Source organism: Streptomyces sp. NPDC048353, from assembly GCF_055587165.1.
On sequence record NZ_JBVJGU010000003.1, the window covers coordinates 1,056,488 to 1,082,854 of the forward strand.

At 72.5% G+C, this 26,367-nt stretch carries 19 protein-coding genes; 7 read left to right on the forward strand and 12 right to left on the reverse strand.

The features are described from left to right. Entirely contained in the window at positions 1-828 is an 828-nt protein-coding gene (locus ACZ6RC_RS14945; protein WP_391141647.1) for an enoyl-CoA hydratase family protein, read from the reverse strand. 299 nt (positions 829-1,127) lie between these two features. On the opposite strand from ACZ6RC_RS14945, the gene ACZ6RC_RS14950 reads away from it, so the two are divergent. Continuing rightward, the gene (locus ACZ6RC_RS14950; protein ID WP_469582642.1) at positions 1,128-1,577 is read left to right on the forward strand and encodes an ATP-binding protein; all 450 of its coding nucleotides are present in this window, start codon (positions 1,128-1,130) and stop codon (positions 1,575-1,577) included. 409 nt (positions 1,578-1,986) lie between these two features. Here the strand turns inward: ACZ6RC_RS14950 and argF are convergent, their stop codons facing one another. From argF to ACZ6RC_RS14980, 6 genes are all read right to left on the reverse strand, one after another. Beyond that, positions 1,987-3,003, reverse strand: coding sequence for an ornithine carbamoyltransferase (gene argF, locus ACZ6RC_RS14955; RefSeq protein WP_391141644.1), 1,017 nt, complete (start codon positions 3,001-3,003; stop codon positions 1,987-1,989). Positions 3,004-3,245: 242 nt separating this feature from the next. Next, positions 3,246-4,478: an arginine deiminase gene (locus tag ACZ6RC_RS14960; protein WP_453612191.1), complete on the reverse strand. Its 1,233-nt coding sequence runs from the start codon at positions 4,476-4,478 to the stop codon at positions 3,246-3,248. Between the two features lie 213 nt (positions 4,479-4,691). Continuing rightward, positions 4,692-7,232 (reverse strand): polynucleotide kinase-phosphatase, encoded by a 2,541-nt coding sequence (locus tag ACZ6RC_RS14965; RefSeq protein WP_469582646.1) that lies wholly within the window; start codon positions 7,230-7,232, stop codon positions 4,692-4,694. Continuing rightward, positions 7,229-8,896, reverse strand: coding sequence for a 3' terminal RNA ribose 2'-O-methyltransferase Hen1 (locus ACZ6RC_RS14970; protein WP_469582648.1), 1,668 nt, complete (start codon positions 8,894-8,896; stop codon positions 7,229-7,231). The genes ACZ6RC_RS14965 and ACZ6RC_RS14970 overlap by 4 nt, the downstream gene beginning before the upstream one ends. A 46-nt stretch (positions 8,897-8,942) precedes the next feature. Next, complete coding sequence (mmuM, locus tag ACZ6RC_RS14975; RefSeq protein WP_469582652.1) at positions 8,943-9,953, reverse strand: homocysteine S-methyltransferase; 1,011 nt, start codon at positions 9,951-9,953, stop codon at positions 8,943-8,945. A gap of 65 nt (positions 9,954-10,018) precedes the next feature. Then, positions 10,019-10,954, reverse strand: coding sequence for an LLM class F420-dependent oxidoreductase (locus tag ACZ6RC_RS14980; protein ID WP_453612200.1), 936 nt, complete (start codon positions 10,952-10,954; stop codon positions 10,019-10,021). Positions 10,955-11,201: 247 nt separating this feature from the next. On the opposite strand from ACZ6RC_RS14980, the gene ACZ6RC_RS14985 reads away from it, so the two are divergent. After that, positions 11,202-11,498, forward strand: a complete 297-nt coding sequence (locus ACZ6RC_RS14985; RefSeq protein WP_469582656.1) for a hypothetical protein — start codon at positions 11,202-11,204, stop codon at positions 11,496-11,498. 263 nt (positions 11,499-11,761) lie between these two features. Here ACZ6RC_RS14985 and ACZ6RC_RS14990 read toward each other — a convergent pair whose 3' ends face one another. The 4 genes from ACZ6RC_RS14990 to ACZ6RC_RS15005 all read right to left on the reverse strand — a co-directional run bounded on the left by ACZ6RC_RS14990 (position 11,762) and on the right by ACZ6RC_RS15005 (position 14,619). After that, positions 11,762-12,259 (reverse strand): DUF6099 family protein, encoded by a 498-nt coding sequence (locus ACZ6RC_RS14990; RefSeq protein WP_453612204.1) that lies wholly within the window; start codon positions 12,257-12,259, stop codon positions 11,762-11,764. A 125-nt stretch (positions 12,260-12,384) separates the two neighbouring features. Beyond that, the gene (locus ACZ6RC_RS14995) at positions 12,385-12,765 is read right to left on the reverse strand and encodes a nucleotide pyrophosphohydrolase (RefSeq protein ID WP_391141629.1); all 381 of its coding nucleotides are present in this window, start codon (positions 12,763-12,765) and stop codon (positions 12,385-12,387) included. Continuing rightward, complete coding sequence (locus ACZ6RC_RS15000) at positions 12,762-14,138, reverse strand: AAA family ATPase (protein ID WP_469582661.1); 1,377 nt, start codon at positions 14,136-14,138, stop codon at positions 12,762-12,764. Before ACZ6RC_RS15000 ends, ACZ6RC_RS14995 begins: the two co-directional genes overlap by 4 nt. A 55-nt stretch (positions 14,139-14,193) precedes the next feature. Next, a complete protein-coding gene (locus ACZ6RC_RS15005; protein ID WP_391141625.1) occupies positions 14,194-14,619 on the reverse strand; it encodes a cell division protein SepF in 426 nt (141 codons plus the stop codon). 542 nt (positions 14,620-15,161) lie between these two features. Here ACZ6RC_RS15005 and ACZ6RC_RS15010 point away from each other — a divergent pair. The 3 genes from ACZ6RC_RS15010 to ACZ6RC_RS15020 all read left to right on the forward strand — a co-directional run bounded on the left by ACZ6RC_RS15010 (position 15,162) and on the right by ACZ6RC_RS15020 (position 17,898). Further along, positions 15,162-16,373, forward strand: a complete 1,212-nt coding sequence (locus ACZ6RC_RS15010; protein WP_469582666.1) for a S8 family peptidase — start codon at positions 15,162-15,164, stop codon at positions 16,371-16,373. A 240-nt stretch (positions 16,374-16,613) separates the two neighbouring features. Then, a complete protein-coding gene (locus ACZ6RC_RS15015; RefSeq protein ID WP_469582669.1) occupies positions 16,614-17,300 on the forward strand; it encodes an esterase/lipase family protein in 687 nt (228 codons plus the stop codon). Positions 17,301-17,541: 241 nt separating this feature from the next. Further along, positions 17,542-17,898, forward strand: a complete 357-nt coding sequence (locus ACZ6RC_RS15020; RefSeq protein ID WP_391141616.1) for an SAV_915 family protein — start codon at positions 17,542-17,544, stop codon at positions 17,896-17,898. A gap of 49 nt (positions 17,899-17,947) precedes the next feature. Here the strand turns inward: ACZ6RC_RS15020 and ACZ6RC_RS15025 are convergent, their stop codons facing one another. Beyond that, positions 17,948-18,685 (reverse strand): SDR family NAD(P)-dependent oxidoreductase, encoded by a 738-nt coding sequence (locus ACZ6RC_RS15025; RefSeq protein ID WP_469582673.1) that lies wholly within the window; start codon positions 18,683-18,685, stop codon positions 17,948-17,950. 453 nt (positions 18,686-19,138) lie between these two features. Here ACZ6RC_RS15025 and ACZ6RC_RS15030 point away from each other — a divergent pair, with 453 nt between their 5' ends. Both ACZ6RC_RS15030 and ACZ6RC_RS15035 read left to right on the forward strand, forming a co-directional pair. Further along, positions 19,139-24,910 carry a hypothetical protein gene (locus tag ACZ6RC_RS15030; RefSeq protein ID WP_469582675.1) on the forward strand — a complete coding sequence of 1,924 codons (5,772 nt, stop codon included), beginning with the start codon at positions 19,139-19,141 and terminating at the stop codon, positions 24,908-24,910. Beyond that, on the forward strand, positions 24,907-26,343 hold the full coding sequence (locus ACZ6RC_RS15035) for a hypothetical protein (RefSeq protein WP_469582678.1): 1,437 nt from the start codon (positions 24,907-24,909) through the stop codon (positions 26,341-26,343). Before ACZ6RC_RS15030 ends, ACZ6RC_RS15035 begins: the two co-directional genes overlap by 4 nt. Positions 26,344-26,367 lie beyond the last annotated feature (24 nt).

The window sequence follows — 26,367 nt, forward strand, 5'->3', positions numbered from 1 at the left end:
TCAGCGGCCCTGCCACTTCGGGGGCCGCTTCTCCGTGAAGGCCGCGTGGAACTCCGCGTAGTCCTCGCCGTTCATGAGCAGCGCCTGCGTGGCGGCGTCGAGTTCGACGGAGGCGGCGAGGGGCATGTCCAGCTCGGCCGTCAGGAGCGCCTTCGTCTGCGCGTAGGCGAGGGCGGGGCCGTCGGCGAGGCGCCGGGCGAGCTCGGCGGCCCGGGCGTCGACGCCGCCTTCCTCGGTGAGTTCGCTGAGCAGGCCGATGCGTTCCGCCTCGGGGGCCCGGACGGGCTCGCCGAGCATCAGCAGCCGGGTGGCGTGGCCGAGGCCGACGACCCGCGGCAGCAGGTACGCGGCCCCCATGTCGCCGCCCGAGAGGCCGACCCGGGTGAAGAGGAAGGCGAAGCGGGCGCTGGGGTCGGCGATACGGAAGTCGGCGGCGAGGGCGAGGACCGCGCCCGCCCCTGCGGCGACGCCGTGGACGGCGGCGATCACCGGGAACGGGCACTCGCGGATCGCGCGCACGACCTGACCGGTCATCCGGTTGAAGTCGAGCAGCTGGGCCGTGTCCATGGAGAGGGTCGCGCCGATGATCTCGTCCACGTCCCCGCCCGAGCAGAAGCCGCGCCCCTCACCGCCGAGGACGAGGGCGCGCACGGCACGCTCCCGGGACAGTTCGGCGAGGAGGTCCCTCAGGTCGGCGTAGGCGCCGAAGGTGAGGGCGTTCAGCTTCTCGGGGCGGGCGAGCGTGACGGTGGCGACCCCGTCGTCGATGTCCAGGCGCAGATGCCGCCAGTCGTCGGTGCGGGGTGCGGAACCGGTGAAAGGGCTCATACGGGACGGCCTCCCTCAGCGCGCGTGTACACGGCATCACCGAGGGGAACCTTATCACTGATATGTGACTGTCGTCATGAACGCGCAACAAGACGGACGTCGGTACGCCACCGGGCGAAGGTCCCGCGCTCGGGCGGCATCAGGTCCACGCCCTCCCGGGCGTCCGCCTCTGGCGACCCGTTTTTGACTTCGTAAGGTTGAAAGTAAGACGTTTAGACCACGTGCGTTCCGCGCCCGGACCACGTGCGCGCTCCCCGCCCGCTCCCCGCTGTCAGCCTTCCAGCCCGAACGGACCCGCCGTGTTCCCAGCCCCCGGCCCCGGCCCCGCCTGCTGGCGCATCGAGCTGCCGCACACCACGGCCGCCGTCCCGATCGCCCGCGCGCTGATCCGTACCGCGATGGCGGAGCTCGACGCCCGCGCCGACAGGGACACGGCCGAGCTCCTGACCGCCGAACTGGTGGCGAACGCCGTCGAGCACACGGACGACGAGGACCCCATCGAGCTGGTCGTGGAGCTGCTGCCCGGCGGCTGCCAGGTCGAGGTGCACGACCGGCGCCCGATGGGGCCCGGAGAACTGGCCTGTCCGGGGCCGGGCGAGGAGCAGGATCCCTGGCAGGAGCACGGCCGGGGTCTGCTGCTGATCCGCGCCTTGAGCAGTGACTGCGGGCACCGCCCGACGCCCGAGGGGAAGGCGGTCTGGTTCACGCTTCCGGCGCTGCCGCGGCAGCGCCGCCCCGAGGAGGGGTGAGCGTACGTACGGGAAGTGGTGCGGGCATGCACCGTGCCTCCCGTGGGGAGCCGGGAGGTGCGGTGCGGCTCACTCCCGCGAGCGACGCGAAGGAGGGCCGGCGCGGCCCGTCTCCCGAGGAGGGGAGAGCGGAGAACCGCCTACCGACACCCTGCCATTCGACGCCCCCGGCGGAACAGAGGTGTGCACGAAGATCGTGCGGCATATGCGGAGGCGATGGGGTGAGGTACGCCGAGGTGCGGCCGAGAGACCGCCGAGGCACGACCCGGACACCGCGAACCCGTGGCCCGGACACCGCCCAGGCACGGCCCGGACACCGCCGAACCCGTGGCCCGGACACCGCCGAGGCACGGCGGGGGCGCTCGGCGATCGGCGCGCGGCCGGCTCGGCGGCGCCCCGCCGATGCCGGCTAACGACCGCTGCCGGAGCCCGCCAGCGTGGCGACCAGGACGGCCTTGATGGTGTGCATGCGGTTCTCGGCCTCGTCGAAGACCACGGAGTGCTCGGACTCGAAGACCTCGTCGGACACCTCCAGCTCGGTCAGACCGTGCCGGGCGTAGATGTCCCGCCCGACGACCGTGCCGAGGTCGTGGAAGGCGGGCAGGCAGTGCAGGAACTTCACGGCCGGGTTTCCGGTGGCGCGCAGGACGTCCATCGTGACCGCGTACGGGGAGAGGGCGGCGATCCGCTCGTCCCAGACCTCCTTGGGCTCACCCATGGACACCCACACGTCGGTGGCGACGAAGTCGGCGCCGCGCACCCCCTCGGCGACGTCCTCGGTCAGGGTGATCGTGGCGCCGCTCGTCTCGGCGAGCTTGCGGGCGCGGGCGACGACCTCGTCGGCCGGCCAGTAGCTCGCGGGGGCGACGATACGGACGTCCATGCCGAGCAGGGCTCCGGTGATCAGGTAGGAGTTGCCCATGTTGAAGCGGGCGTCGCCGAGGTAGGCGAAGGCCATCGCGTCCAGCGGCTTGTCCGCGTGCTCGGTCATGGTGAGGACGTCGGCGAGCATCTGGGTGGGGTGCCAGTCGTCCGTCAGGCCGTTGTAGACGGGGACGCCCGCCGAGACGGCCAGCTCCTCGACGTTCGCCTGACTGTCGCCCCGGTACTCGATGGCGTCGAACATCCGGCCGAGGACACGGGCGGTGTCCCGCACCGACTCCTTGTGCCCGATCTGCGATCCCGACGGGTCGAGGTAGGTGGTGGAGGCCCCTTGGTCGGCGGCGGCGACCTCGAAGGCGCACCGGGTCCTGGTCGAGGTCTTCTCGAAGATCAGGGCGATGTTCCTGCCGCGCAGCCGCTGGACCTCGGCGCCCGCCTTCTTCGCCGCCTTCAGCTCGGCGGCCAGGGCGATCAGACCGCGGAACTCCTCGGCGGTGAAGTCCAGCTCCTTGAGGAAGTGGCGGCCGATGAGGTCAGTGGCCATGGGGGCGCTCCTGTATTCGCGAACGGGGACGGCGACGGTTGACGATGGAAGTCTATACGTAGGCCAGTATTCCTATACAGTGATGCGGGCCACTGAACCGGCTCCCCTCCCACCTGACTCCGTCGGCCCGGGGCCGTCGGTATGCCGCCCGGGCCCGCCGTCACACAGCGTCACGGTACGCCGCCAGGGCCCGCCCCCACACGGCGTCCCGCAGCGTCACGGCATGCCGTCGCGGCCCGCCGTCACACGGCGTCCCGCTCCACCGGGCAGCTCATGCAGCGGGGGCCGCCCCTCCCCCGCCCCAGCTCGCTGCCCGGGATCTCGATCACCTCGATGCCCTGCTTGCGCAGATGGGTGTTGGTGGTGACGTTCCGCTCGTACGCCACCACCACCCCCGGCTCCACCGCGAGGACGTTGCAGCCGTCGTCCCACTGCTCGCGCTCCGCCGCGTGGACGTCCTGGGTCGCCGTGAGGACCCGGATGTCCTGCAGACCGAGCGCCGCCGCGATCGCGCTGTGCATCTGCTCCGGCGGGTGGTCGGTGACCCGGAGCGACTGGCCCTCGTCGCCCGGCTCGATCGTGTACGAGCGGAGCATGCCGAGCCCCGCGTACTGCGTGAAGGTGTCGTGGTCGACCATCGTCATCACGGTGTCGAGGTGCATGAACGCGCGCCGCTTCGGCATGTCGAGCGCGACGATCGTCCGCGCCGAGCCGGCGGCGAACAGGCCTCGGGCCAGCATCTCGACCGCCTGCGGAGTGGTCCGCTCGCTCATGCCGATCAGGACCGCGCCGTTGCCGATGACCAGGACGTCGCCGCCCTCGATCGTCGAGGGGTAGTCGGCCTGCCCCTCCGACCAGTGGTGGAACGCCCCGGCCGCGGGGCCGGTGAACAGCGGGTGGTGCTTGTAGATCGCCTCGAAGTGGACCGTCTCGCGCTGGCGGGCGGGCCAGCGCATGGCGTTGATGGAGACGCCGTCGTAGATCCAGGCGGAGGTGTCGCGGGTGAAGATGTGGTTCGGCAGCGGCCCGAGGATGAAGTCGTCCAGGTCCATGACGTGGAACCGCACCGAGGTCGGTTCCCGGTGCGCGGCCAGGAACTCACGCTTCGTCATCCCGCCGACGAGCGCTTCGGCGAGCGCGGCCGGTGGGAGAGCGTCGAAGGCGGTGCGCAGATGGTCGGCGGCGGCCGGTCCGTACTCCTTCTCGTGGAACACCCGGTCCAGTACGAGCGAACGGGCCTCGGGCAGCTCCAGCGCCTCCCGCAGCAGATCGCCGAAGAGGTGCACCTCGACCCCGCGGTCACGGAGGACGTCCGCGAAACCGTCGTGCTCATGGCGGGCCCGCCGCACCCACAACACGTCGTCGAAGAGGAGGGCGTCCCGATTGGTGGGTGTGAGCCGCTTCAGTTCCAGATCGGGCCGGTGCAGGATGACGCGGCGCAGCCGCCCGGTCTCGGAGTCGACATGGAATCCCATTCCCCCATCCTGACGGAGCGAACCGCCCTACGCCGTCTCCGCGACGAGATACCGGCGAATACCCGCTCCTGGGGGCGGGGGCGGCCGGCGGTCCAGGGACGGCGGGGCCGGTCACCGGTGGCGGTCACCGGTGACCGGTGACCGGGGCGGAGGCGGGGCCGACTCGTCGTCCCTGGGCCGCCGGCCCGCCTCCGCCCCGCCTCCGCGCCCGGTTCACAACCGCGGATCCACCGGCTCCGATTCCAGCGCGAGCACGGCGAACACGGCCTCGTGCACCCGCCACAGCGGCTCCCCTTCCGCCAGCCGATCCAGCGCCTCGAGCCCGAGGGCGTACTCGCGCAGGGCCAGCGAGCGCTTGTGGCCGAGGAAGCGGTTGCGCAGGCGCTCCAGGTTCTCCGGGCGGGTGTACTCCGGGCCGTAGATGATCCGCAGGTACTCCCGTCCCCTGACCTTCACGCCCGGCTGGACCAGCCGGCCGTCGCCGCCCCGGACCAGCGCCGCCAGCGGCTTGACGACCATGCCCTCGCCGCCGGCCGCCGTCATCTCCAGCCACCAGTCGACACCGGCCCGCACCGACTCCTCGTCGCCCGTGTCGACGATCAGCCGGCGCGTGACCTGGAGCAGGCCGGTCGGGTCGTGCTCGACCAGCCGGTCCAGCCACCCGAGCTGCTCGTCGTGCGGCACGGCCGCCAGCGAGCGGCCCCGCACGGCGAGGACCTGGAACGGCGCGAAACGCACCCCGTCGAGCCCTTCGGTCGGCCAGCAGTAGCGGCGGTACGCCTCGGTGAACGCCTCCGCGTCCGCCGCCCGTTCCCGCTGCTTGGCCAGGAGCGCCTCGGTCTCGCCGCCGATGCCCCGCGCCACGGCCCGCTCCAGCGCGCCGAGCGCGCTGGGGAAGACGGCGCGCGAGGCGGCGCCGACGGCCGCGTACTGCGAGCGCAGCAGCCCGGCCGACTTCAGCGACCACGGCATCAGTTCGCCGTCGAGGAGCAGCCAGTCCGTGTCGAACTCGTCCCAGAGTCCGGCGGCCGAGACGGCGGTCCGCAGCCGGTCCAGGACCTGCTCGGTCACCGCGGGATCGTCGAAGAACGGCCGTCCGGTGCGGGTGTGCAGCGAGCCGGTCGCCCCCTCCACGCCGAACCGCTCCCGTGCGGCCTCCGCGTCCCGGCAGACGAGCGCGACGGCCCGCGAGCCCATGTGCTTCTCCTCGCACACGACCCGCTCGACCTTGTCGGCGGCGTACTGCGCGAACGCCTCCGCCGGGTGCTCCAGATAACCCTCCGCCTTCGAGGTCGCGGTCGGCGCCATCGTCGGCGGGAGGTAGGCGAGCAGCCGAGGGTCGACGGCGAACCGGCTCATGACCTCAAGGGCCGCCGCGGCGTTCTCCTCCCGCACGGAGACGTTGCCCATCCGCCGGGTCTCCACGACCCTGCGGCCGTGCACGTCGGCCAGGTCGAGCGGACGGCCCTGGTGCCCGCCGGGCGCCTCGGTCGCCAGCGGCCTGGCCGGCTCGTACCAGACCTTCTCCGCCGGTACGTCCACGAGTTCGCGCTCCGGCCAGCGCAGCGCGGTCATCTTCCCGCCGAAGACGGCGCCCGTGTCGAGGCAGATGGTGTTGTTGATCCAGGAGGTGTTCGGCACGGGGGTGTGGCCGTAGACGACGGTCGCCCGGCCGCGGTACTCCTCCGCCCACGGGTAGCGCACGGGCAGCCCGAACTCGTCGGTCTCGCCGGTGGTGTCCCCGTACAGCGCGTGCGAACGCACCCGGCCGGAGGTACGGCCGTGGTACTTCTCCGGCAGACCGGCGTGGCAGACGACCAGCCGGCCCTCGTCGAGGACGTAGTGGCTGACGAGTCCGTCGATGAACCGGCCGACCTCCGTGCGGAACTCCTCGCTCTCGTGTCCGAGCTGCTCGATGGTCTCGGCGAGGCCGTGGGTCTCCTGGACCTTGCGGCCCTTGAGCCAGCGACCGAGCTTGTTCTCGTGGTTTCCGGGCACGCAGAGCGCGTCGCCGGCCGCGACCATGCCCATGACGCGGCGCAGGACGCCCGGGCTGTCGGGACCCCGGTCGACGAGGTCGCCGACGAAGACGGCCGTCCGTCCCTCGGGGTGGTGGCCGTCCACATAGCCGAGCTTGGCGAGCAGGGTCTCCAGCTCGGAGCGGCAGCCGTGGATGTCGCCGATGATGTCGAAGGGGCCGGCGAGGTGCCGCAGGTCGTTGAACCGCTTCTCCCGGACGACCTCGGCCGCCTCCACCTCCTCGACGCTGCGCAGCACATGGACCTTGCGGAAGCCCTCGCGCTCCAGACCGCGCAGCGAACGGCGCAGTTCGCGGCGGTGGCGCTGGACGACGTGGCGTCCCATATCCGCCCGGTCGGGGCGGGCCGCGTTGCGCGCCTGGCACACCTCCTCGGGGACGTCGAGCACGATCGCGATCGGCAGGACGTCGTACTGGCGGGCCAGCTGGACGAGCTGGCGCCGGGACTCCTGCTGCACGTTGGTGGCGTCGACGACGGTCAGCCGGCCGGCTTCCAGTCGCTTGCCCGCGATGTAGTGCAGGACGTCGAAGGCGTCGCGGCTGGCGCTCTGGTCGTTCTCGTCGTCGGCGACGAGCCCGCGGCAGAAGTCGGAGGAGACGACCTCGGTCGGCTTGAAGTGGCGCCGGGCGAAGGTCGACTTGCCGGAGCCGCTGGCACCGATCAGGACCACGAGGGACAGGTCGGTGACGGGCAGCGTGCGGACGGTGTCGGTCATGCCGTGTCCTCCTTCGTGATGGTCCGGGCGTTCCGGCTGTCATGGTCGGTCTTGCCGTTGGGGTCGGTCTTGCCGTCGGATTCGGCCGTGCGGCCGCCGTCCGTCGTGCGGTCGCTTTCGGCCTTGCCGTCGGGGTCGGTCTTGTCGTCGGCGTCGGTCCTGACGCCCCGGCCGGCCGTCCGGGTGTCGTTCGTCTCCTGCGAGAAGACGGCCATCTGGGTGGGCGGACCGACCTCCGGGTCGTCCGGTCCGACCGGGCTGAACTCGACGGTGTAGCCGTACTGTTCCGCCACGCCGGCCGCCCAGTCGCGGAACTCCTTCCGGGTCCATTCGAAGCGGTGGTCGCCGTGCCGGACGTGTCCTGCGGGCAGCGTTTCCCAGCGGACGTTGTACTCGACGTTGGGGGTGGTCACGATGACCGTGCGGGGCCGGGCCGAGCCGAACACGGCGTACTCCAGCGCCGGCAGCCGCGGCAGGTCGAGGTGCTCGATGACCTCGCTCAGCACCGCCGCGTCATAGCCCGTCAGCCGCTTGTCGGTGTACGCGAGCGAGCCCTGGATCAGCTTCACCCGGCCGGCCTGCCGCTCGCCGAGCCGCTCCAGCCTGAGCCGGCGCCCGGCGATCGTCAGCGCCCGTACGGACACGTCGACGCCGACGATGTCGGTGAAGCGCACGTCCTTGAGGAGCGCCTGCACCAACTGGCCCTGCCCGCAGCCGAGGTCGAGGACCCGGGCCGCGTCGGCGGACCGCAGCGCGGCGAGGATCGCCTCGCGCCGCTGCTCGGCGAGCGGCACCGGCCGCTCGTCGGTGTCCGTCGTCTCGTCGACGGCGTTGTCGACCTCGTCGACGTCCACGCCCTCGCTCTCGGCCAGCCGCACCAGCTCCAGACGCTCCATCGCCTCACGGGTCAGGCTCCAGCGGCGGGAGAGATAACGGCTGGTGATCAGCTTCTGCTCGGGGTGCTCGGCGAGCCAGCCGTCACCGGCGCGCAGCAGCTTGTCGACCTCGTCCGGCGCCACCCAGTAGTGCTTGGCGTCATCGAGCACCGGCAGCAGGACATAGAGCTGGTTGAGCGCGTCGGCGAGCCGCATCTCCCCTTCGAGGACGAGCCGCACATAGCGCGAATCGCCCCACTCGGGGAACGCGGTGTCGAGCCGTACCGGCTCCGCCTCGACCGTGTCCCAGCGCGGCGCCCCGCCCCCGCCCCCGCCCTCGACGGCCGGGCGGAACAGCTTGCGGACCAGTTCGGCGCCTCCCCCACGAGCCGGGAGGGCCGGGATCTCGATGCGCAGCGGCAGCGGCTCGGCGGCCCGCTCGGGCATCGCCTTGCACGCCCCGCGCAGGGCGCTCTTGAAGACCGTGGCGAGCGCGACCGCGAGCAGCGAGGACGCGGCATAGGGCCGGTCGTTCACATACTGCGCGAGCGCCGAGTCGGGGGCACCGCCCCGGCCCTTGCCCTTGCCGCGCCGCACCAGCGCCACCGGGTCCACCTCGAGGAGGAGGGCGGCGGTGCACCGTTCGACGGACGCCTCGGGGTAGAGGACGTGAGCCGTGCCGTGCGAGGTCGAGAACGTCTGCGCGTGGTCGGGATGCTTGTGCAGCAGAAAGCCCAGATCGGTCGCGGGACGTTCATGGGTGCCGGTGGTACTGATCGTCAGGAACACACGTCCGAGTATGGTCCGCCACCGCCCCCGCGACCAGGCATTTTCCTCAGGGCCGGGGCGCCACGGCGGCGGCCAGCCCGGCGATCCGGTCGGGCCCGACGCGGCAGCAGCCACCCAGGAGCCGCGCCCCGGCCGCCGGCCACTCCCGCATCGACTCGGCGTCGAAGGTGACGGGCCCGCGCCAGCCCCGCGCCCGCGCGTCCCACCGCTCCCCGCTGTTGGGGTAGACGACCACCGGCTTCCCGGTCGCCGCGGCGACCGGAACGGCCCGGGCGGCGTCCTCCGGCTCGCAGCAGTTGACCCCCACCGCGACCACCTGGTCGTTGCCGGCCGCGAGCGCGAACGCCTCCGTCAGCCCCTGCCCGGCCCGGGTCCGCTCTCCGTCGATGGTGTACGAGAGCCACACCGGCACCCCGCACCCCTCGACCGCCCGCAGCAGCGCTTCGGCCTCGTCGGTGTCGGGCACCGTCTCCACCGCCAGCACGTCGGGTCCGGCCGCCACGAGCGCCTCGACCCGCGGCCGGTGGAACCGCTCCAGCTCCCGGACCGACAACCCGTACCGTCCCCGGTACTCACTGCCGTCGGCGAGCATCGCCCCGTACGGCCCCACGGACCCGGCGACCCACACCTGCCGTCGCCGTACCCCCGCGGCCGCCCCGCTCGCCTCCGCCGCCTGGGCAGCGTCGGCGGCCTCCCGCGCCAGCTCCACGCTCCGGGCGAAGAGCCGCGCCGCTCCCGCCCGGTCGATGCCGCGCCGGGCGAAGCCCTCGAAGGTGGCCTGGTAGCTGGAGGTGATCAGCACCCGGGCACCGGCGCGGACGTACGACGTGTGCGCGGCCTCGATCTGCTCGGGTCCGTCGGCGAGCAGCCGTGCCGACCACAGTGCGTCGGAGAGGTCGCAGCCCTGCGCCTGGAGCTGGTTGGAGAGGCCCCCGTCGAGGACGAGCACCTCCGCGGCCAGCGCTTCGGCCAGTGAGCGGCCCAGCCCCGGGCCCGGCCCCGGCTCTGGTTCCAGCCTCGGGTACGGGTACGGGTCCGGCTCTGGCGTGGCGGTCATGACGGTGTCCTCCCTGCCGTCCTCCCCCTACGGTCACGTCCCTGCTGTTGCTTCCCCCTCTTCGTTTACTCCTTCCGGTCGGTGAGCTGCGACTGGACCTGGGAGGAGATCAGCTCCAGGTGGTCCAGGTCGTCCAGGTCGAGGACCTGGAGGTAAATCCGGGACGCCCCGATCGCGCCGTACCGGCCGATCTTGTCGACGACCTCGGCGGGAGAGCCGGCCAGGCCGTTGGCCTTGAGTTCCTCCACCTCGCGCCCGATGGCCGCGGCCCGGCGGGCGACCTCGGCGTCGTCCTTGCCGACACACACCACCAGCGCGTTGGAGTACACGAGGTCGTCGGCGGGACGGCCGGCCGCCTCGGCCGCGGCGCGGACGCGGCCGAACTGCCGGTCGCTGTCCTCCAGCGAGGCGAACGGGATGTTGAACTCGTCGGCGTACCGCGCGGCCAGCCGCGGGGTGCGGGTCGCACCGTGTCCGCCGATGAGCACCGGAACCTTGGACTGCGCCGGCTTCGGCAGCGCCGGTGAATCGGTGAGCTGGTAGTACTCCCCTTCGTACGAGAACTTCTTGCCGACCTCCGTGCCCCAGAGCCCGGTGACGATCGCCAGCTGCTCCTCGAGCCGGCCAAACTTCTCCTTGGGGTACGGGATTCCGTAGGCCCGGTGCTCTTCCTCGAACCAGCCCGCGCCCAGGCCCAGTTCGATTCGGCCGCCGGACATCTGGTCGACCTGGGCGACCTGGATGGCCAGGACTCCCGGAAGCCGGAAGGTGCCCGCGGTCATCAGGGTGCCGAGGCGGATCCGCCGGGTCTCCCGGGCCAGGCCGGCCAGGGTGATCCAGGCGTCGGTCGGCCCGGGGAGACCGTCGCCGGAGCCCATGCTGACGTAGTGGTCCGAGCGGAAGAAGGCGTCGAAGCCGAGGTCCTCGGTCGCCTTGGCGACGGTGAGCAGGGTGTCGTAGTCGGCCCCTTGCTGGGGCTCGGTGAAGATTCGAAGATCCATGCCTCCATCCTGCACCTTCGGGTGGCCTGTCAACCGGTACGTCAGCAGGCGGTCTCCACGTGCCCGGGCGGGTGAATATCCCCTTTCCGGCCTGCCACGGCCCACCGGGCCAGTGACCGTGGCCCGGCACCCGTCGTTGCCCGGGCGGAGCCGGACCGCCCGGCCCGCGCGCCGGCGGCCCCTGTCGGCGCGTCGTTCTCACGTGTGGTCCCTCCTTGCCGGAGGGGCCTGGGCCGAGGAGGCCGCCATGTCCCAGGAATCCGCTCCCGAACGGACGACGCCCGAGCAGTCGGCGCACCCGTCCGTCCCCGAGCAGAAGGGCACCGGCGCCCCCAAGGGCCTGCTCCAGCAGATGGAGGAGCTGATGGCTGCACTGACCGCCGACCTCTCTCGACTGGACGCCGACCTGCAGTCCTCCGCGGACCGCCAAGAAGGACAGGAGAGTCCGGAGAGCCGGCGAGGCGCCCAAGAGACGCGGAATCCCGCGGACGGCCCGGCCGACGGACCCGCCGCGCCCCCTCGGGCCGGCGGCCTCTCCTTCTGACCCCTCCCTCACCTCCGGCCCGCCGTACCGACGCGCTCGTTCCACCCCGCCCGGTCCCCGTCCCCGTCCATCCGACCGGGCCGGCCTGCCTGACGGCGCTCCGGTCGCCCCTGACCCGGCGGGGCGTCGCCGCCCGCCCGGACAACGGTGGCCGTGGCCGTCGCGACGCTCCCGCGCCCGACCTCTCCGGGAAGGACCGCCGCTCTCGCGACCCCGGTCGCCCCCTGCCGCGTCCCTGCACACCCCTCTCCGGCGCCCCGCGTTCACGGCGAGCCCGCCATCGGTCCCGTCCGGCCGCGGGCCGGGTCGGGCGGCCGGTCCCGGTCGCGCACGGCGATCCGGCGCAGCATCCCGCAGACCCGGTCGTTCGACTCGTCGGCGGCGTCGATCGCCTCGATGCACTGCCAGTACAGGCCCTCCTCGTCCGTGGCACAGGCCACCCCGACGAGGGCGATCCCCACTTCTCCGAGCAGGGCGCTCAGCGCCGTCAACGCCGCGCAGGCGTTGCCGACTTCGGTGAGCTGGGCGGCTCTGAGGCCGCCCGCCCGCAGCACGGGATGGTCGACCGTCCCGCGCACCCCGCCGATCTCACTGAGTCCGCGCGCCTCGCCCCGCAACTCCAGCGGTCCGCAGAGCGCGAGATGGCTCCCTATCGCCTGGGCGAGGGCCTGGGTCTGCCAGGCCTCCGCCACGATGTCCAACGCCGTCCGGCTCTGCGCCAGCGCGTGCCTGCCGGTCGCGATGAGTCGCTCCGCTTCCATGTCCGCGGCCCCCGTTCGTACGACTTACTGCCCACTCATTCATTACCCAGAGTGAATGACCCTGAGCCCAAACTCCAGAGGAATTCGGAAATCTGTGGACAGGAAGCTCGGCAGGGCGAAGCCGATCACTCCGAAGAGTGACGATCACCCTCTTCGACGGCGCGCCCGGCCCGTCCCGGCGGTCGGCCGACGGGGAAACGGAGTTCGTTGCGGTCGATCTTGGCCGCCAGCGCGGCGAGCGGATCGACGCCGAGGGAGCCGCAGAACTGGAGCAGATACGCCAGTACGTCCGCGACCTCGTCGGCGACCCGGTGCGCCGACTCCGGGTCCTCCATCACCCGGTCCGCCTCCTCGGGAGTCAACCACTGGAAGATCTCCAGCAGTTCGGCCGCCTCCACGCTCAGCGCCGCCGCCAGGTTCTTCGGCTTGTGGAACGGCTGCCACTCCCGCGACGCGGCGAACTCGGCCAGCCTGCGCTGCAATCCCGCTACATCCAGTTCACTCACGGCTCCAGGTCTACCACCGACACCCCGGGCGTCTCCCGGGCTTCCGCCGCGGCCGCCTCCCCGATCGTTCCGACGAGCCGGATGTGGCCGTCGGCGCAGATGTCGGCGGCGAGTCCGAGCAGCGCGCGCACCTGGCGCCGGTCGAGGCCTCGGTCGAAGCCGTCGACGAGAACGGACAGGGTCTTCATCGCGTCGGGAACCTCGGCGAGTTGGTCCATGGCGAGCACGCCGGGACCGGTGAGCAGGACGAGCGCGAGGGCCAGATAGCGCAGTTCGCCGTCGCCGAGCCTGCCCAGCGGAGTCGCGGCCTGGAGCCGCGCCGCCTCCGGTGAGCCCTCCGCCCCTCCCCTCTCTTCCGTCGGCGCCGCCCCCTCTGTCCGCTGGAAGTCCGCGGTCCTGGCCGCCCGTTCCAGTACGGCTCGTACGGTGTCGTCGGGCAGCTCCTCGACGCCGAGCCCGGTCACCGGCCCGGCGCAGCCGGCGCTCGCGATCGCGGCCAGCCTCGCGTGGCGGCGCGGGCAGCCGGTGCGGGTGCGATGAAGGACCTCGGCGAGATTGCCACAGCCGCGGTGCAGCCGCCCCTCCCCCGTCGGGACGGGTGCCCGCATCCGGCGCGGCTGCGGGTCGCAGGCGAAGACCGAGCGGAGCGCGACCACCACCTGCTCGGCGGCCGCCAGCACCTCCAGTTGCCCCTTCGTCTTGCCGGCCACGCGCAGCGGTAGCAGGGCGGTGCCCAGCAGGTCGTCCGGGAGGGGTGCGCGGGTGACGGGGGTGGCCCCGGCGGTGTGCCATTCGGCCTGGACGGTGCTGCGGCCGGGGTCGCGGAGGGCGGTGGTGAGCAGCGTCCGGCCGCGCCAGGTGAGCCGCTCGCCGACGATGCGGAGTTGGGGCTCGGCCTGCACGGCGACATCGAGATGGACGGGCCCGGCCGGCCCGTCGACGGTGCAGCCGATCCGGAACCCCCGCCTCCCCTGCGCGTCGGAGCGGGCCCGTTCGGGGACGCAGCCGACCGCGTCGGGGAAGGCGGAGGCGAGGTCCTCGCCCGCCCCGAGCCGGGCCAGCGCCTCGAAGGCCCGCAGGGCACTCGACTTTCCGCTCCCGCTCGCTCCCGTGAACAGCGTCACGGGTCCGAGCGGATAGACGGCGCCGCGGTGGGAGGCGAAGGCGGAGAGACGGAGTTCGGTGACGGCGGGGCGGGCGGGCCGCCGGGGGGAGCCCCCGGGGACGTTCCGCGCCACGTCACGCGTGGTGGCCGTGGCAGGGGTGGAGACCGCGGCTCGGGACCCGGCGGGGGCGGGGACGCGGGAAGCGGAGGAGGGCGGTGGGGACGCGGGAGTGGCGGAGTCAGGCGTGGGGCTGCCGGAGAAGTCCATGATCGGACGGTACGCAGCCCGTTGTATGACGAACCGTTACGCCGTGATGACCTTCCTACGATCGGGGGACACCGGCCCCCACCTCGTCGTCTTCCGACGTGGCCTCGGCCGTGCCCTCCACCTCGGTGCCGGCGGGGGCCAGCAGGAAGACGTTGCGGTCGACACGGTGCATGCCGCTGCCGAGACCGAAGACGACGCCGCTGCTGAAGTCGAGGATGCGCTTGGCGACATCGGCGTCCGCGCCGGTCAGGTCCAGCAGGACGGGGATCTGGGCGATGAGGTATTCGGCGACCTCTCGGGCGTCGGCGAACACCTGCACGCGCAGGACGATCATGCGGCGCTGTTCGGCGGTCTCGTACTGCTCGGGAAACGCGCGGTGATCCACCCTGGACGGCCATTCGTCACGGCCTCTCAGGGGCACGACCTGGGCCAGGCCCTCCCACTGCTCGTCGGTGACGTCGTACCTCTCGTACCTACTCATGCACCCATCCTCGCGTCCCTCACTCGTTCGGCCCAACAGCGACACGTCACGACTCGGCCACCACCCGTACGGATCCGGCCCCCGGAATCGTGGCCTTGACCACCTTGGAGGCGATCTTCGAGTCAAACACCGGCGACGGTGTCCGTCGACGCATAGCGGATCACGCGCACAACCCCTAACGCTCCGTACACGCCTCTTGACGCTCCGTGGGCGGCGCGAGCAGACTTTCATGCAGGCGGACAACCGTCGCCGAACGTCCTGTTGTCCGCCGTGGCGCCGGTGTCACCGGCGGCCCGGAGCGTCGCGGCCGTGTGGGGGCCACGCCCTCGGCCCCGCTCCGCACAGCTCCTCATCCGAACCCATCCCTCTCCTGACCCGTGCCCGCGTCGGGGCGCGCTGCGGCGCGCCGTGCCCGCACGCACTCCACACGTCCCCCTGCCCCCGGTGGGGCACTTCAGCCGTACCACCGCGCATGACCCGCGCCGGCCGACCGGTCGGCGGGCCACCCGGCCACCGGGTCATCCGGCCGACGAAAGGTTCCCATGCACCGCATGCTCCGCCTCACACGCCGAACGAGCGCTCTTCTCACCGCGGTTCTGCTCTGCGTGGGCATACAGCTCGTCGGCTCCCCCGCTCTCGGTGCGGCCGGCGCCGGGGACGTCCGGCTGGTTTCCGCCGAGCGCGCGATCACCGACAGCTGGATCGTCACCCTCAAGCCGGGCACCGCGTCCACCGAAGGGCTCGCCGGCGAACTGACCCGCCGCGCCGACGGTCGCCTCGTCCACGTCTACCGCACCGCACTCCACGGCTTCGCCGCCGAGATGACACAGGCGCAGGCACGCCAGCTGGCCGCGGACCCGCGGGTCGCCCGCGTCGAGCAGGACGCGAAGGTCACCGTCTCCGGGGAGCAGACGGACCCGCCCTGGGGCCTCGACCGCATCGACCAGCGGCGCCTGCCCCTGAACTACACGTACACCTGGGCCAACGGGGCGCGGAGCGTGCGGCTGTACGTCATCGACACCGGCCTGCTCACCTCGCACCGTGACTTCGAGGGACGCGCCTCCATCGGCATCGACACCATCGACGACGGCCAGAACGGCATCGACTGCCAGGGGCACGGCACCCATGTGGCGGCCACCGCCGCCGGCACCGTCTTCGGTGTCGCGAAACGAGCCCAGGTCATCGGTGTGCGCGTCCTGGACTGCGAGGGATCGGGATCCCTCTCGGGCGTCATCGCGGGAGTCGACTGGGTCACCGAGAACGCCGTCAAACCGGCGGTGGCGAACATGAGCCTCGGAGGCGGCGTCGATCCCACACTCGACGAGGCCGTGCGGAACTCCATCGCCTCCGGCGTCACCTACGCCGTCGCGGCCGGCAACGGCGACTACCTGGGACGGCCCGAGGACGCCTGCGACATCTCACCCGCGAGGGTCCGGGAAGCCATCACCGTCGGCGCCACCGACGACTCCGACCGGCGAGCCTCCTTCTCCAACTACGGAAGGTGCCTGGACCTGTTCGCCCCCGGCGTCGACATCACCAGCGCGTGGATCGACGACGACACCGCCACGAACACCATCAGCGGCACCTCCATGGCGTCCCCGCACACCGCGGGCGCCGCCGCCCTCTATCTGCACACCCACCCGACGGCGACGCCCGCCGAGGTGCGGAACGCGCTCGTCGGGAACGCCACCCGCGGCCGGATCGAGGACGTAGGACCCGGCTCGCCGAACAAGCTCCTCTTCACCCGCTTCTGACCCCGGACGGCTCCGTTGCCACCCGACGCCGGGTGGGCGGGGCGCGGAAGCTGCGCGCCCCGCCCGCCCTCGTCCGGGCGGCGCCCCTCTGGCACCCGGGCGGCGTACGCCACGACAACCTGAGCGGCCGACCGTCGTTGTGATCTCCGGCAAGCGGCCCCACCCGTGCGCCTTCTCACCGGGCTCCAGGTCGCCGCACCCCTTCCCCCTCAGTCAGCCCCCACGTACTGGAGTACCACCATGCGCGTTCCGCGCCGCCTCGCCGTCGGCAGCCTCGCACTCGGAGCCGTCCTCGGGCTCACCGTCACCGCACCGTCGGTCGGGGCCGAGCCCGGCGCGAGCGCCGCCCCCGATCCGATCGTGTTCGTGCACGGCTGGAACTCCGACGGCTCCACCTGGAAGACCATGGCCGACCGCTTCGCCGCCGACGGGTGGCCGACCAGCCGCCTCGACCAGTGGAGTTACAACACCAACCAGTCCAACGCCACCACCGCTTCGCAGCTCGCCCAGGAGATCGACCGCGTTCTCGCCGCCACGGGAGCGGCGAAGGTCGACGTCGTCACCCACTCCATGGGGGGCCTCTCCTCCCGCTACTACACGAAGAACCTCGGCGGCGACGCCAAGGTCGACGCGTGGGTCTCGCTCGCCGGCCCCAACCACGGCACGGACCTCGCCTACTTCTGCGGAGGCGCCTCCTGCGTCGAGATGCGTCCCGGGTCGGCCTTCCTGACCACCCTCAACTCCGGCGACGAGACTCCGGGCGCTTCGCGGTACGCCACCTGGTGGTCTCCGTGTGACAGCGTGGTCAACCCCGACAGCAGCGTGCCGCTGACCGGTGCCGTCAACACCAAGACGGCGTGCCTGGGGCACTCCCAGGTGCACACCGACGCCACTGTCTACGGTCAGGTCAAGGCGTTCGTCGGCTGACCCCTCCCCTGGGCTCCTCGGGCGTACCCGAAGCCACGGCTGACAGGTGCGGCGCGGGGCCGGTCGGTCGGTACTCCCGCGTCAGTGAGGCGTACGAAATCGGCCACGCGCCGTCAGGACGGCGTCAGAGCCGCGTCGGGAGGGCGGACGGCGGGAAAGGCTCCGGTGACGGACGGGCCCGGCCGGCGTCACGGCGACGACCGGGGCCGCTCCCACCGTGCACCGCTCCCAGGGAGAGCCCATGTGTCTGTTCCGGTACGACGACGATCCCGAGCCCGAGAAACCGGCCCCGACCGGGCCGTTGTACGTACCCGTCCGGTCGGGAACCGGCCCGGAGACCGTGATCCGGCTGTTCCGGACGCCGCTCGGCGCACGGACCGCCGTCGCCTTCACGACCACGGACCGGCTGACCGCGGTCCTGGGAGAAGCCCAGCCGTACATCCGGCTGTCGGAATCGGTCTTGCGCGGGCTGTGCGAGCCGGTCGGCGCGTCCGTGGTCACCCTCGACCCGGCACCGCCGGCTCCCACGGTCCTCGCGGCCCCGCGCCCGCCGGCCGTCCGGCCGGGCCGCCCCGTCCGCGCCCTGCGGGTCGTGTGAGAGAGCCGCAGGCCGCGGCCGGTCGGAAGGGCGGGCTGTTCGAGGCCGGTCACAGGCCCCCGGACACCCGCAGCACCGCGCCGGTGGTGTAGGAGGCGTCGTCCGACAGCAGCCACGCGACGGCGCCGGAGATCTCCTCCGGCCGGCCCGACCGGCCCATCGGGATGTTCGGCGCGATCCGGGCCGGCCGCTGCGGGTCCTCGTGGAAATCGGTCCACACGGTGCCGGGGGCCACGCAGTTGACGCGGATGCCGTCGGCGGCGACCTCCTTGGCCAGGCCGACCGTAAGGGCGTCGACCGCGGCCTTGGTGGCGGCGTAGTGCACGTACTGGCCGGGGCTGCCGAGGGTCGCCGCGGCCGAGGAGATGTTGACGATCGCTCCGCCGCCGGTCGCGGTCATATCGCGGACGGCCTGCCGCGCGCACAGGAGGTAGCCGAGCACGTTGACCTCGAGGGCCGTACGCATCCCCTCGGCGTCCGCGTCGGCGAGCCGGCCGTTGGGGCCGCTCACGCCCGCGTTGTTCACCAGGCCGGTCACCGGCCCCAACGCGTCGGTCGCGGCGCCGAAGAGCCGGTTGACAGCGGTCTCGACGGCGGTGTCGACGGCCACGGCGAGCCCGCGGCCCCCGGCCGCCTCGACCTCGGCCACGACGCCCCGGGCGGCCGCCTCGTCCGTCCGGTACCCGACGACGACGTCGTGCCCCTCCGCCGCCAGCCGTCGACAGATCGCGGCACCGATCCCCCGGCTCCCGCCGGTGACGACGGTGACCTTCCGCTGGCCTCGCATGCTCGTCCTTCCCTCACGCACCACCGCGGTCCACCGCAGTCACCGTCGAGTGCGCGCGTCACATCCGTCAGCAACAGTCGCTCCCCATCCAAACACGGCGGGCGTTCACCGCGGTCGGGCCGGTCAGATGCGGTGGAGAAGGCGCTCGCGGCCGGTCGTCGCGGGCCTGCGCCGCCTCTTCGTAGGACCCGACCACACCTGGCTGGTTCGCGGCGGGCAGCGGTCCCAGATCCTGCGGAAACCCCCTGCGCCCGCTCGCGCTTCTGGCAAGATCCGTCCATGAACACCAAGGGGGACGGGTTCCGTGCCTGGGTGACCGAGCTGGACGATCGCGCACTCCGTGAACTGCTGTGTATCCCGGGAATGTTGACGCTCGTCCCGGGGCTGGTCACGACGGCGAACGGAGTGCCGCCGCGCTTGCGGCGTCGCGAGGTCACGGCGGCACGAACCTGGTTGAGTCGCACGAGCGCGGGCGGCCTCACGTCGATCGCGCAACACGCGGCCGGCTGGGCGATGCACCGCTGGGAGCGGTGTTACGGACATCCGGCAGAGCAGCTGTCGACACTTGACCCGGAGCATCTGCGGCGGAGGCTGTGCGAGATCGACCCGGTGCTCGCGCACGTCACTCTGTACGGCCTCTTCGACTGCCCCCTGAGCGACGGCGGTTCCGTCGGGGACCACTGGGACGACCTGTGGGCGGCCGCCTCGACCGCCGGGACCCCGTGCCGGTGCGAGCAGGACGCAGGGCCGTGCCGTCCGCTCGACGAGGCCGAGGCCGAGGGCGCGGCCGAGGGATCAGCTGGTTCGGACGCCGAGGCGGAAGCAGACATGGCACATGTCGTGCAAGGGGAAGAGAGCGACCTGTTGACCCTGGACGTCACCGAGGGCGAGCTGCTCGCGTCGCGCGAGGCGCTCGGCGAAATGTCGGCGGAACTGAGCCGGGCGTTGGAAGAGGCACGCGCCCTGGTCCAAGAGGGCCGGGCCGTTTCGGGCCGGCTGGACGTGCGGCTGGACGAATGGCGGCAGGCTCGGTCCCGGATCGCGGACAGGCTCGCCGGCAACGGCCGGGCCTGGCCCGGTGAAGCGGGATTCGCCGAACTCGACGAGATCGTCAGGGAGCTGCGCGAGACCGCGGCCCAGCGCGCCGAAGAGCTGCGCATGCTGGGCGCGGACCGCGAGGGCCTCCGCGCGCTCCTGGCCAGGACCGCGTCCGACGCACCGCACCGCATCCCGCTGCAGGAGTCGCTGACCGTGCTGGAAGCGCGCATCGGCGAACTCGCGGCGGCGGTCTCCCCCGTCGGCGCGCCGCCGAACGATCTCCTCCCCACGCCCGGGCCGGCCCGCGCCCTTGAGCCCGAGGAAGTCCCCGAGCCTGCGAGGGCAACGACACCGGAGCCGGAGACCGAGTCGGAGCCGGAGACCGTGTCAGAGCCGGCCCCGGTGCCCAAGGCGGCAGCACCAGACCCGGAGCCTGAGGCTCCGGCCCTGGAACCCGAGCCGACCCCGGAACCCAAGCCGACCCTGGAACCCAAGCCGACCCCGGCTCCCGAGCCGACCCCAGCCCCGGCCCCGGAGCCTGAGGCCGGCCCGGACCCGGAGCAGCACCACGTACCCGCCACGGTCCCGGCGCCCGCCCCGGCCAACACCCCCCGGCCCACGGCCGCCGCGCTCACGCCGCCCGCCCCACCGGCGGCGGCGAAGGCCCCGACACCGCCCGTCGAGCGCGTCCCCCAGCCGAGCCCGGCGTTCACCCCCGGACCGCGCGCGGCAGCCGATCAAGCCCCGCCGTCGGACCGTGCCCGTACGGACGGCTCGGATGCCCCGACGGGCACGGCGTCCGCGGCCGCCGGCCCGGCGGCCCCGCCGAAGCCGCAGTTCCTGCCCTGGAACCCGGTGGCGAGGGGGGACGGCGAGGCCGCCGTGGCCACGCTCATCGGCCAGGGCCGTTTTCAAGAGGCCTACTGGACGACGGTCGGCTCGGCGGAGCTTCCGCACCGCGCCGACTGCCTCGCCTTCGCCGAGGCCGCCTTCGCATGCGGCGACGAAGCGGAGGCCGTGGCCGTCATGACCGGCTTCGACCCGGAGATCCAGCAGCTCCAAGCCGACCGGCCGGCCCTGGTGCTGGCCGCCGTGGCGTCGTTGCGGGCCGGCCTGCTGGCGGGGTGGCCCAACGACCTCCTGATCCAGACGGACCTCTCCTCGACGGTCCCCGGGAACTGGGGCAAGCTCCTCGCGCGAGCCGTCGACGCGCTACGGCGCTACCACCGGCTCGACCTCAGTGCGACGCGCCTGACCACCGCCAGCGTGACGGGACTTACCGCGGATCAGCTCTCCTCCGAGGCCGCCGAGCTGCGGGACGCCCTGCGGCGCCAGCGCATCGGTTACACCCGTGCGACCCAGGTCAGGACCCGTCTCATCGACTCGGACCAGCCCTTGGGGAAGGCACTGGACGGAGTCAGTGCCTGGGCGGCCGGCGCCGCCGGTCCCGGCGACCTCGACCGGATATGGGAGCTCTTCCGCAAGCGCGGCTCGGCGGAACGGATGATCGAGGAAGCGGACGCCGAGATCCGCACCCCGAAGCAGGCGAAGGAACCGATCGAGGCCGCTGCCAAGCGGGCTCTGCTGCGGAGCATCGAGCAGGTTTCCGACCTCCTGACGCGTGCCCGGGCCCTGGCCGCTCCCGTCGTCGACGAACGCGCGGACAACACCACCGGCCTTCGCCACGCTCTGGACCAGGTACGTCACGAAGAACCCCCGCCGGGGGTCGAAGGCGCCGCGCTGCTGCGGCTGCGCTCGTGGCTGCTCGAGGGCGACCGATCCTCCGGCGCCGCCGTCCCGGCACGGGACCTCGACGCCGTACACGCCGTGGACCAGCCGCGGGCGGAGTCCCTGCTCGCCGCCCCGGAGCTGCCCCGGTCGGCCGACGGGGCACCCCTGCCCGACGAGGAGGGCTTCGGGGAGACGGTCCTCACGCTGTTGGAGACGGTGGACGCGCGCGCGGTGCTCCGGAGGTACTTCGAGCGGGGCGACCTGCATCTCGCCGACGCCCTCGTCGCGGCGCTGGAACAGGACCTCGTCCCCGCCCTCCCTACCGGCCTCGACGCCGTACCGCGCGACTGGCGTCAGTTGCGCGATCCGGAGTGGTCGCGATGGAGCCACGTGCACCGGAAGGCGCACGCCGCGGCCGGCGCCCTCCTCGCCGAACTGCGCACGCAGCAGCTCGACATACAGACCGAACGGGAGCTCGTCGGCCGTCTCGAAGAGCTTGGCCGACCCGAACCGGAAGGCGCCTTCGGACGGGCCTGCGCCGGCATTGCCGCCCTCGAGGGCGAGATGCGGGCGAAGATCCGGGAGTACGTGGAGCACCTCCGCGAAAGCCTCGCCACGCTGCATCCGCCGGCCGAGGAACAGCAGCGCCTCACCTCGCTGCTCGATGCCGGGGACACGGTCACCGCCGAGGAGTGCCTCGCCCTGCTGCGCGAGGGCAAGCCCCTCCCCGACTGGAGCAGTACGGACTCGGGCGCGGAGCTGGAGCGCTTCACCGCCGGCATCGAGCGGTCCGGGGTGCGCAAGTCCGGCGCCCAGGGGTACTCCGCCCGGTCCTGGGCCGACTTCTACCTGGACGGCGAGCCCCTCACCGAGGGGGCGCGGAGCGGGCTGGACTCCTGGGACGCCCTGTGCCGCCCGGCGACCCGGGGCTCGGAGTGGCAGCGCCACATCCCGTCGGTCCTGCGCGTGCTGGGTCTGGAATGCTCGCAGACGCCCGCCCGGGACCAGCGGCACGAGGTGCGCGGTGTCATGCGGCTCACCGCCCGGGCACGGGCGAGCGAATCGGCCCCCGGTTACGTGGCCGCGCTGGGCTCGGCCGCGTCCTCGTACACGATCCTCGTGGTCTCCGACGAGCAGCGCGGTCGCAGCCCGCTGGAACTGCTCGACAGCCGCGACTCCGGGGCCTGCCTGATCCTCTACCTGTTTCCGCTGCGACTGAACGGCCGCCGGGAGATGGCCGCCCGTGCGCGGGCGGCCTCCTCCCAACAGGCGCTGGTGGTGGACCCTGCCGTGTTCGGCTGGGTGGCGGCCCGCTCTCCGCGGTCCTTCCGCGCCACTCAGCGGGTGACCCTCCCCTGGACGGCGTACAACCCGTACACCCCGTTCGTGGCCGGGCTCGTGCCGCCGGAGGTCTTCTACGGCCGGCAGGAGGAGATCGCCGCTGTCACGGACCCGCTCGGAGCCCTGTTCCTCTACGGCGGGCGCCAGTTGGGGAAGTCCGCCCTCCTGCGCAAGGTGCAGGCGTCGTTCCCGGGTACGCCCGGGCGCAAGGCGATCTACGTCGACCTCAAGGCGCGCGGTGTGGGCGAGGCCGAGCCGGCCGAACGCATCTGGGCGGTCCTCGAAGACGAGCTGAAGCGCGTGGGCGTCCTGAGTGGGAAGTCGGATGTCGCCCACACGCCGGACGACATGCTCGCGAGGGTCGAGAAGTGGCTGGAAGAAAGTCACGACAGGCGCGTTCTGGTACTCGCCGACGAGGCCGATGCCTTCCTGACGGCGGACTCCAAGGCGGTACGCGGCCGGGGCGGGGAAGCCACCTTCTCCAACGTGCTGCGGCTCAAGGGGCTGATGGACCGTACCGACCGCCGCTTCAAGATCGTCTTCGCGGGTCTCCATCAGGTCCAGAGGTTCAGCCATCTGTCCAACGTGCCACTGACGCACGGCGGTCCCGATGTACTGATCAGCACGCTGAAACCGACCGAGGCGCAACGCCTGGTGGTCGAACCGATGGCGGCCTTCGGATACCGCTTCGAGCGGCCCGAGCTGGTCTGGCGGGTACTCGCCGCGACGAACTACCAGGCGTGTCTGGTCCAGATCTTCTGTGAGCGGCTCGTCGCGGTCCTCCGTGCGAAGTCACTCGCCTCGGCCACATGGCCGCTCTCCGTGTCGGAGGAGGACGTCCGGTCGGTGACGGGATCGGCCCAAGTGCACCGGCACATCGCCGAGCGGCTGCGGATCACCATCAACCTCGAGGACCGCTACCGGGTCCTCGCCCTCGTGATCGCGTTGCGCAGCCAGAAGGACCGCTACCGGTACGGCTACGACGCCGACGAGCTCCTGAGGGCGGCCAGGGAGCGCTGGCGGGACGGGTTCAGTTCGCTCACCGCGAGCGATGTGAAGATCTACTTGGACGAGATGGTGGGCCTGGGCCTGCTCATCCAGTTGGCGGACCCGCGTCTGTACGCCGTGCGCAGCCCGAACGTGGTCAGCATGTTGGGGACCCGGGAAGACCTCGAACTGGAGCTGAGGCAGACCGAATTCGACCTTCCTTACGACTACAACCCGCGCTTTTCACGGCGCTTCGCGGGGGCCGACGGCGGGGGCGTCGCTCGCTACAGTCCGCTCACGGAGCACCAGCTGAACCTGGTGACGGCCCCCGGGGTGGCCGCGGTGTGTCTGACCGATGCGCACGGGCCGGGGCTCGTCAAGCGTGCGGTGGAGTCGTACTCCACGGCACGGGGACTGGACTTCCGGGAAGCCGTCCCCGGCGAATCGCCGCGCGCTCTGACAGAGGGCCGGGGCGCGAGCGCGGGCGGTCGGCCGTGCCTGATCCTGGCCGACGTCCGGGGCAGCGGATCGGCCGAGGTCACCGACTGGACCACGGCCCTGCTCGCCGATGCCTCCCGGCCGGAGAACGGAGCGCCTCACCTGACCGCGGTCCTGCTGGTGGGCCCGGCCGAGCTCGGCCGGAAGGATGAACTCATCACCTGCGTGGTGCGTCCCGAACGGTGGACCGCGGACAGTCTGCGCGCCTGGCCCGAGTGTCCGTTCGACACCCCGGACAAGCGGCGGCGGGTGGTGGAGCTCACCGGTGGATGGCCCCACCTGCTGGAGCGGACCGTACACCGCATCACTCGGGAGGGGTCCACGCTCGAAGCAGCCCTGGAGGACGTGCGGCACTTCATCGGGCGGCCCGATTTCGCCCGCAGACACCTGCAGCAGGTCGGGCTCGACACCCGTCTGACGGAGGTGCTGACCGAGTGGAGTCAGTACCTGAAACCGGGCGAGAAGTGTGCCTACGCCGATATCGCGTCGGTCACCGGGTTGCGGATCGAGGACGTCGGGGCGCTCGTGGGCCGGCTGCTCGACCACGGTGTGCTGGACGACGGGCCGGAAGGCTGTTCGCTGGACCGGATCACGTTCCGGGCGCTTCAGGTCCTCTCGGAACCGGCGTGACTCCCTTGTCCCCTGCGCCCTCCGGGATCGAGCTGACCCTGCTGCCCGGAGTCCGACTGTGGACGCGCCGGCTGCTGGGCGACCTGCGGTCGGGGAAGAGCTGCCTGTGCCTGTTCCCCGAGGCACAGGTGTCCGGCACCCCGGCCGCCGCCGAGGCCCTGATCGACGAGCTGCTGCACGAACTGGCGGATTTCGTCCTGGTCCCCGCGCCCGGTGGCGGTGCGGCGCCCGGGGCCCGCGTCCCGGCCCCGCCGCCTGCCGTGCACGGGGACCCGTGGGGCGGCACGGAACCGATCCTGGACTACGACGACGGGCTGTCCGCGTTCTCGACCGTGCGCACGCAGATCGCGGCGGTTCCGCCGGCGCGCACGGCTCCGGCGCCCCACGTCCAGGACGAGGAGCCCGGCTACCCCGGCCTGCCCGACCGGATCGAAAAGGAACTGGGCGGCTCGGCCGGCGACCAGGACTGGAGGCGGACCGGGGTCGAAGGACTCCTCGAACGCCTCACCACCGCCGGCGACCCCCACGCGACACGGGTGATCGTCGTGCGCGGCTGGCAGGAGCCCGCGCCGCCCGATGCGACCGACCTGCTGCGGCGGTTGTCCGCCACGGTCAAAGCGGCCGGCCTGCCTCCGGAACGGCGCCCACGGCTGCTGGTGCTGGCCACCTCGGCGGGCCTGCCCGTGGAACTGCCGGAACAGATCGCCCGCGAGGACATCGGCGTGCACTGGTGGTGGGGCGCCCTGGGCCGTCTGGACACCGCCACCGTCGTCGCCATGGCCAGACCCCGCCCGGCCGGCCCGGCCGCCCGGCACCAGCTCCTCGAAGCGGTCGCACAGGCCACCGTGGTCGAAGTGTGCGGCCCGTTCCTCGAGCTGGCGGCACGGCTGGCGGTCGCGTGGGACGGACTTCCGGACAGCCTTCCGGCGCAACTCCGGCAGCTCACGGTCGGATCGATACCTGACGGGATCCCCGCACCGAGGGGTCGGCGTACGGAACCGACCGCGGCCCCGCTCCATCCCAGCGCGTCGTTGCGTCCCGAATGGGACCGGGGCACGCTCGAAAGATGGGACGGGCGACTGCGCCGCCTCCCCGACGGCGGAGCCGAACACGACCACGCCGTGCGCACCCGGATCTGGCTCGCCCAGAACCACGCCTTGTTGCCCCTGCTGGACGAAGCCCGCGAGAAGTTCACCGAAGTCATCAGCGCCGGATCGCGCCTGCCGCAAGCCGAGTTCGCCGCGCTCTACGGCCGGCGAGGCGAAATGGAACTCGGTCCGATGTGGCGCGCCTATCTCCAGGGCCACGCACGGCTCACCCAGACGGAGGCCGACCACCTGCGCACCCTCTGGCAGTCCCGCAACAAACTCGCCCACCGCACGGCCCTCAACGACACCGCGTTGAAGGCTCTGGTGCGTGTGTTGTGCCTCTAGGGGGTGTCTTGTCGATCAGGCCGG

Excerpts from the sequence above, each read along its gene's own strand:
- ACZ6RC_RS14980 (WP_453612200.1), bottom strand. The coding sequence starts at position 10,954 with ATGGATCTTCGAATCTTCACCGAGCCCCAGCAAGGGGCCGACTACGAC.
- ACZ6RC_RS14965 (WP_469582646.1), bottom strand. The coding sequence starts at position 7,232 with ATGACCGACACCGTCCGCACGCTGCCCGTCACCGACCTGTCCCTCGTG.
- ACZ6RC_RS14990 (WP_453612204.1), bottom strand. The coding sequence starts at position 12,259 with ATGGAAGCGGAGCGACTCATCGCGACCGGCAGGCACGCGCTGGCGCAG.
- argF (WP_391141644.1), bottom strand. The coding sequence starts at position 3,003 with ATGGCCACTGACCTCATCGGCCGCCACTTCCTCAAGGAGCTGGACTTC.
- ACZ6RC_RS15005 (WP_391141625.1), bottom strand. The coding sequence starts at position 14,619 with ATGAGTAGGTACGAGAGGTACGACGTCACCGACGAGCAGTGGGAGGGC.
- ACZ6RC_RS14985 (WP_469582656.1), top strand. The coding sequence starts at position 11,202 with ATGTCCCAGGAATCCGCTCCCGAACGGACGACGCCCGAGCAGTCGGCG.
- ACZ6RC_RS15015 (WP_469582669.1), top strand. The coding sequence starts at position 16,614 with ATGCGCGTTCCGCGCCGCCTCGCCGTCGGCAGCCTCGCACTCGGAGCC.
- ACZ6RC_RS14945 (WP_391141647.1), bottom strand. The coding sequence starts at position 828 with ATGAGCCCTTTCACCGGTTCCGCACCCCGCACCGACGACTGGCGGCAT.
- ACZ6RC_RS15025 (WP_469582673.1), bottom strand. The coding sequence starts at position 18,685 with ATGCGAGGCCAGCGGAAGGTCACCGTCGTCACCGGCGGGAGCCGGGGG.
- ACZ6RC_RS15000 (WP_469582661.1), bottom strand. The coding sequence starts at position 14,138 with ATGGACTTCTCCGGCAGCCCCACGCCTGACTCCGCCACTCCCGCGTCC.
- mmuM (WP_469582652.1), bottom strand. The coding sequence starts at position 9,953 with ATGACCGCCACGCCAGAGCCGGACCCGTACCCGTACCCGAGGCTGGAA.
- ACZ6RC_RS15010 (WP_469582666.1), top strand. The coding sequence starts at position 15,162 with ATGCACCGCATGCTCCGCCTCACACGCCGAACGAGCGCTCTTCTCACC.
- ACZ6RC_RS15020 (WP_391141616.1), top strand. The coding sequence starts at position 17,542 with ATGTGTCTGTTCCGGTACGACGACGATCCCGAGCCCGAGAAACCGGCC.
- ACZ6RC_RS14960 (WP_453612191.1), bottom strand. The coding sequence starts at position 4,478 with ATGGGATTCCATGTCGACTCCGAGACCGGGCGGCTGCGCCGCGTCATC.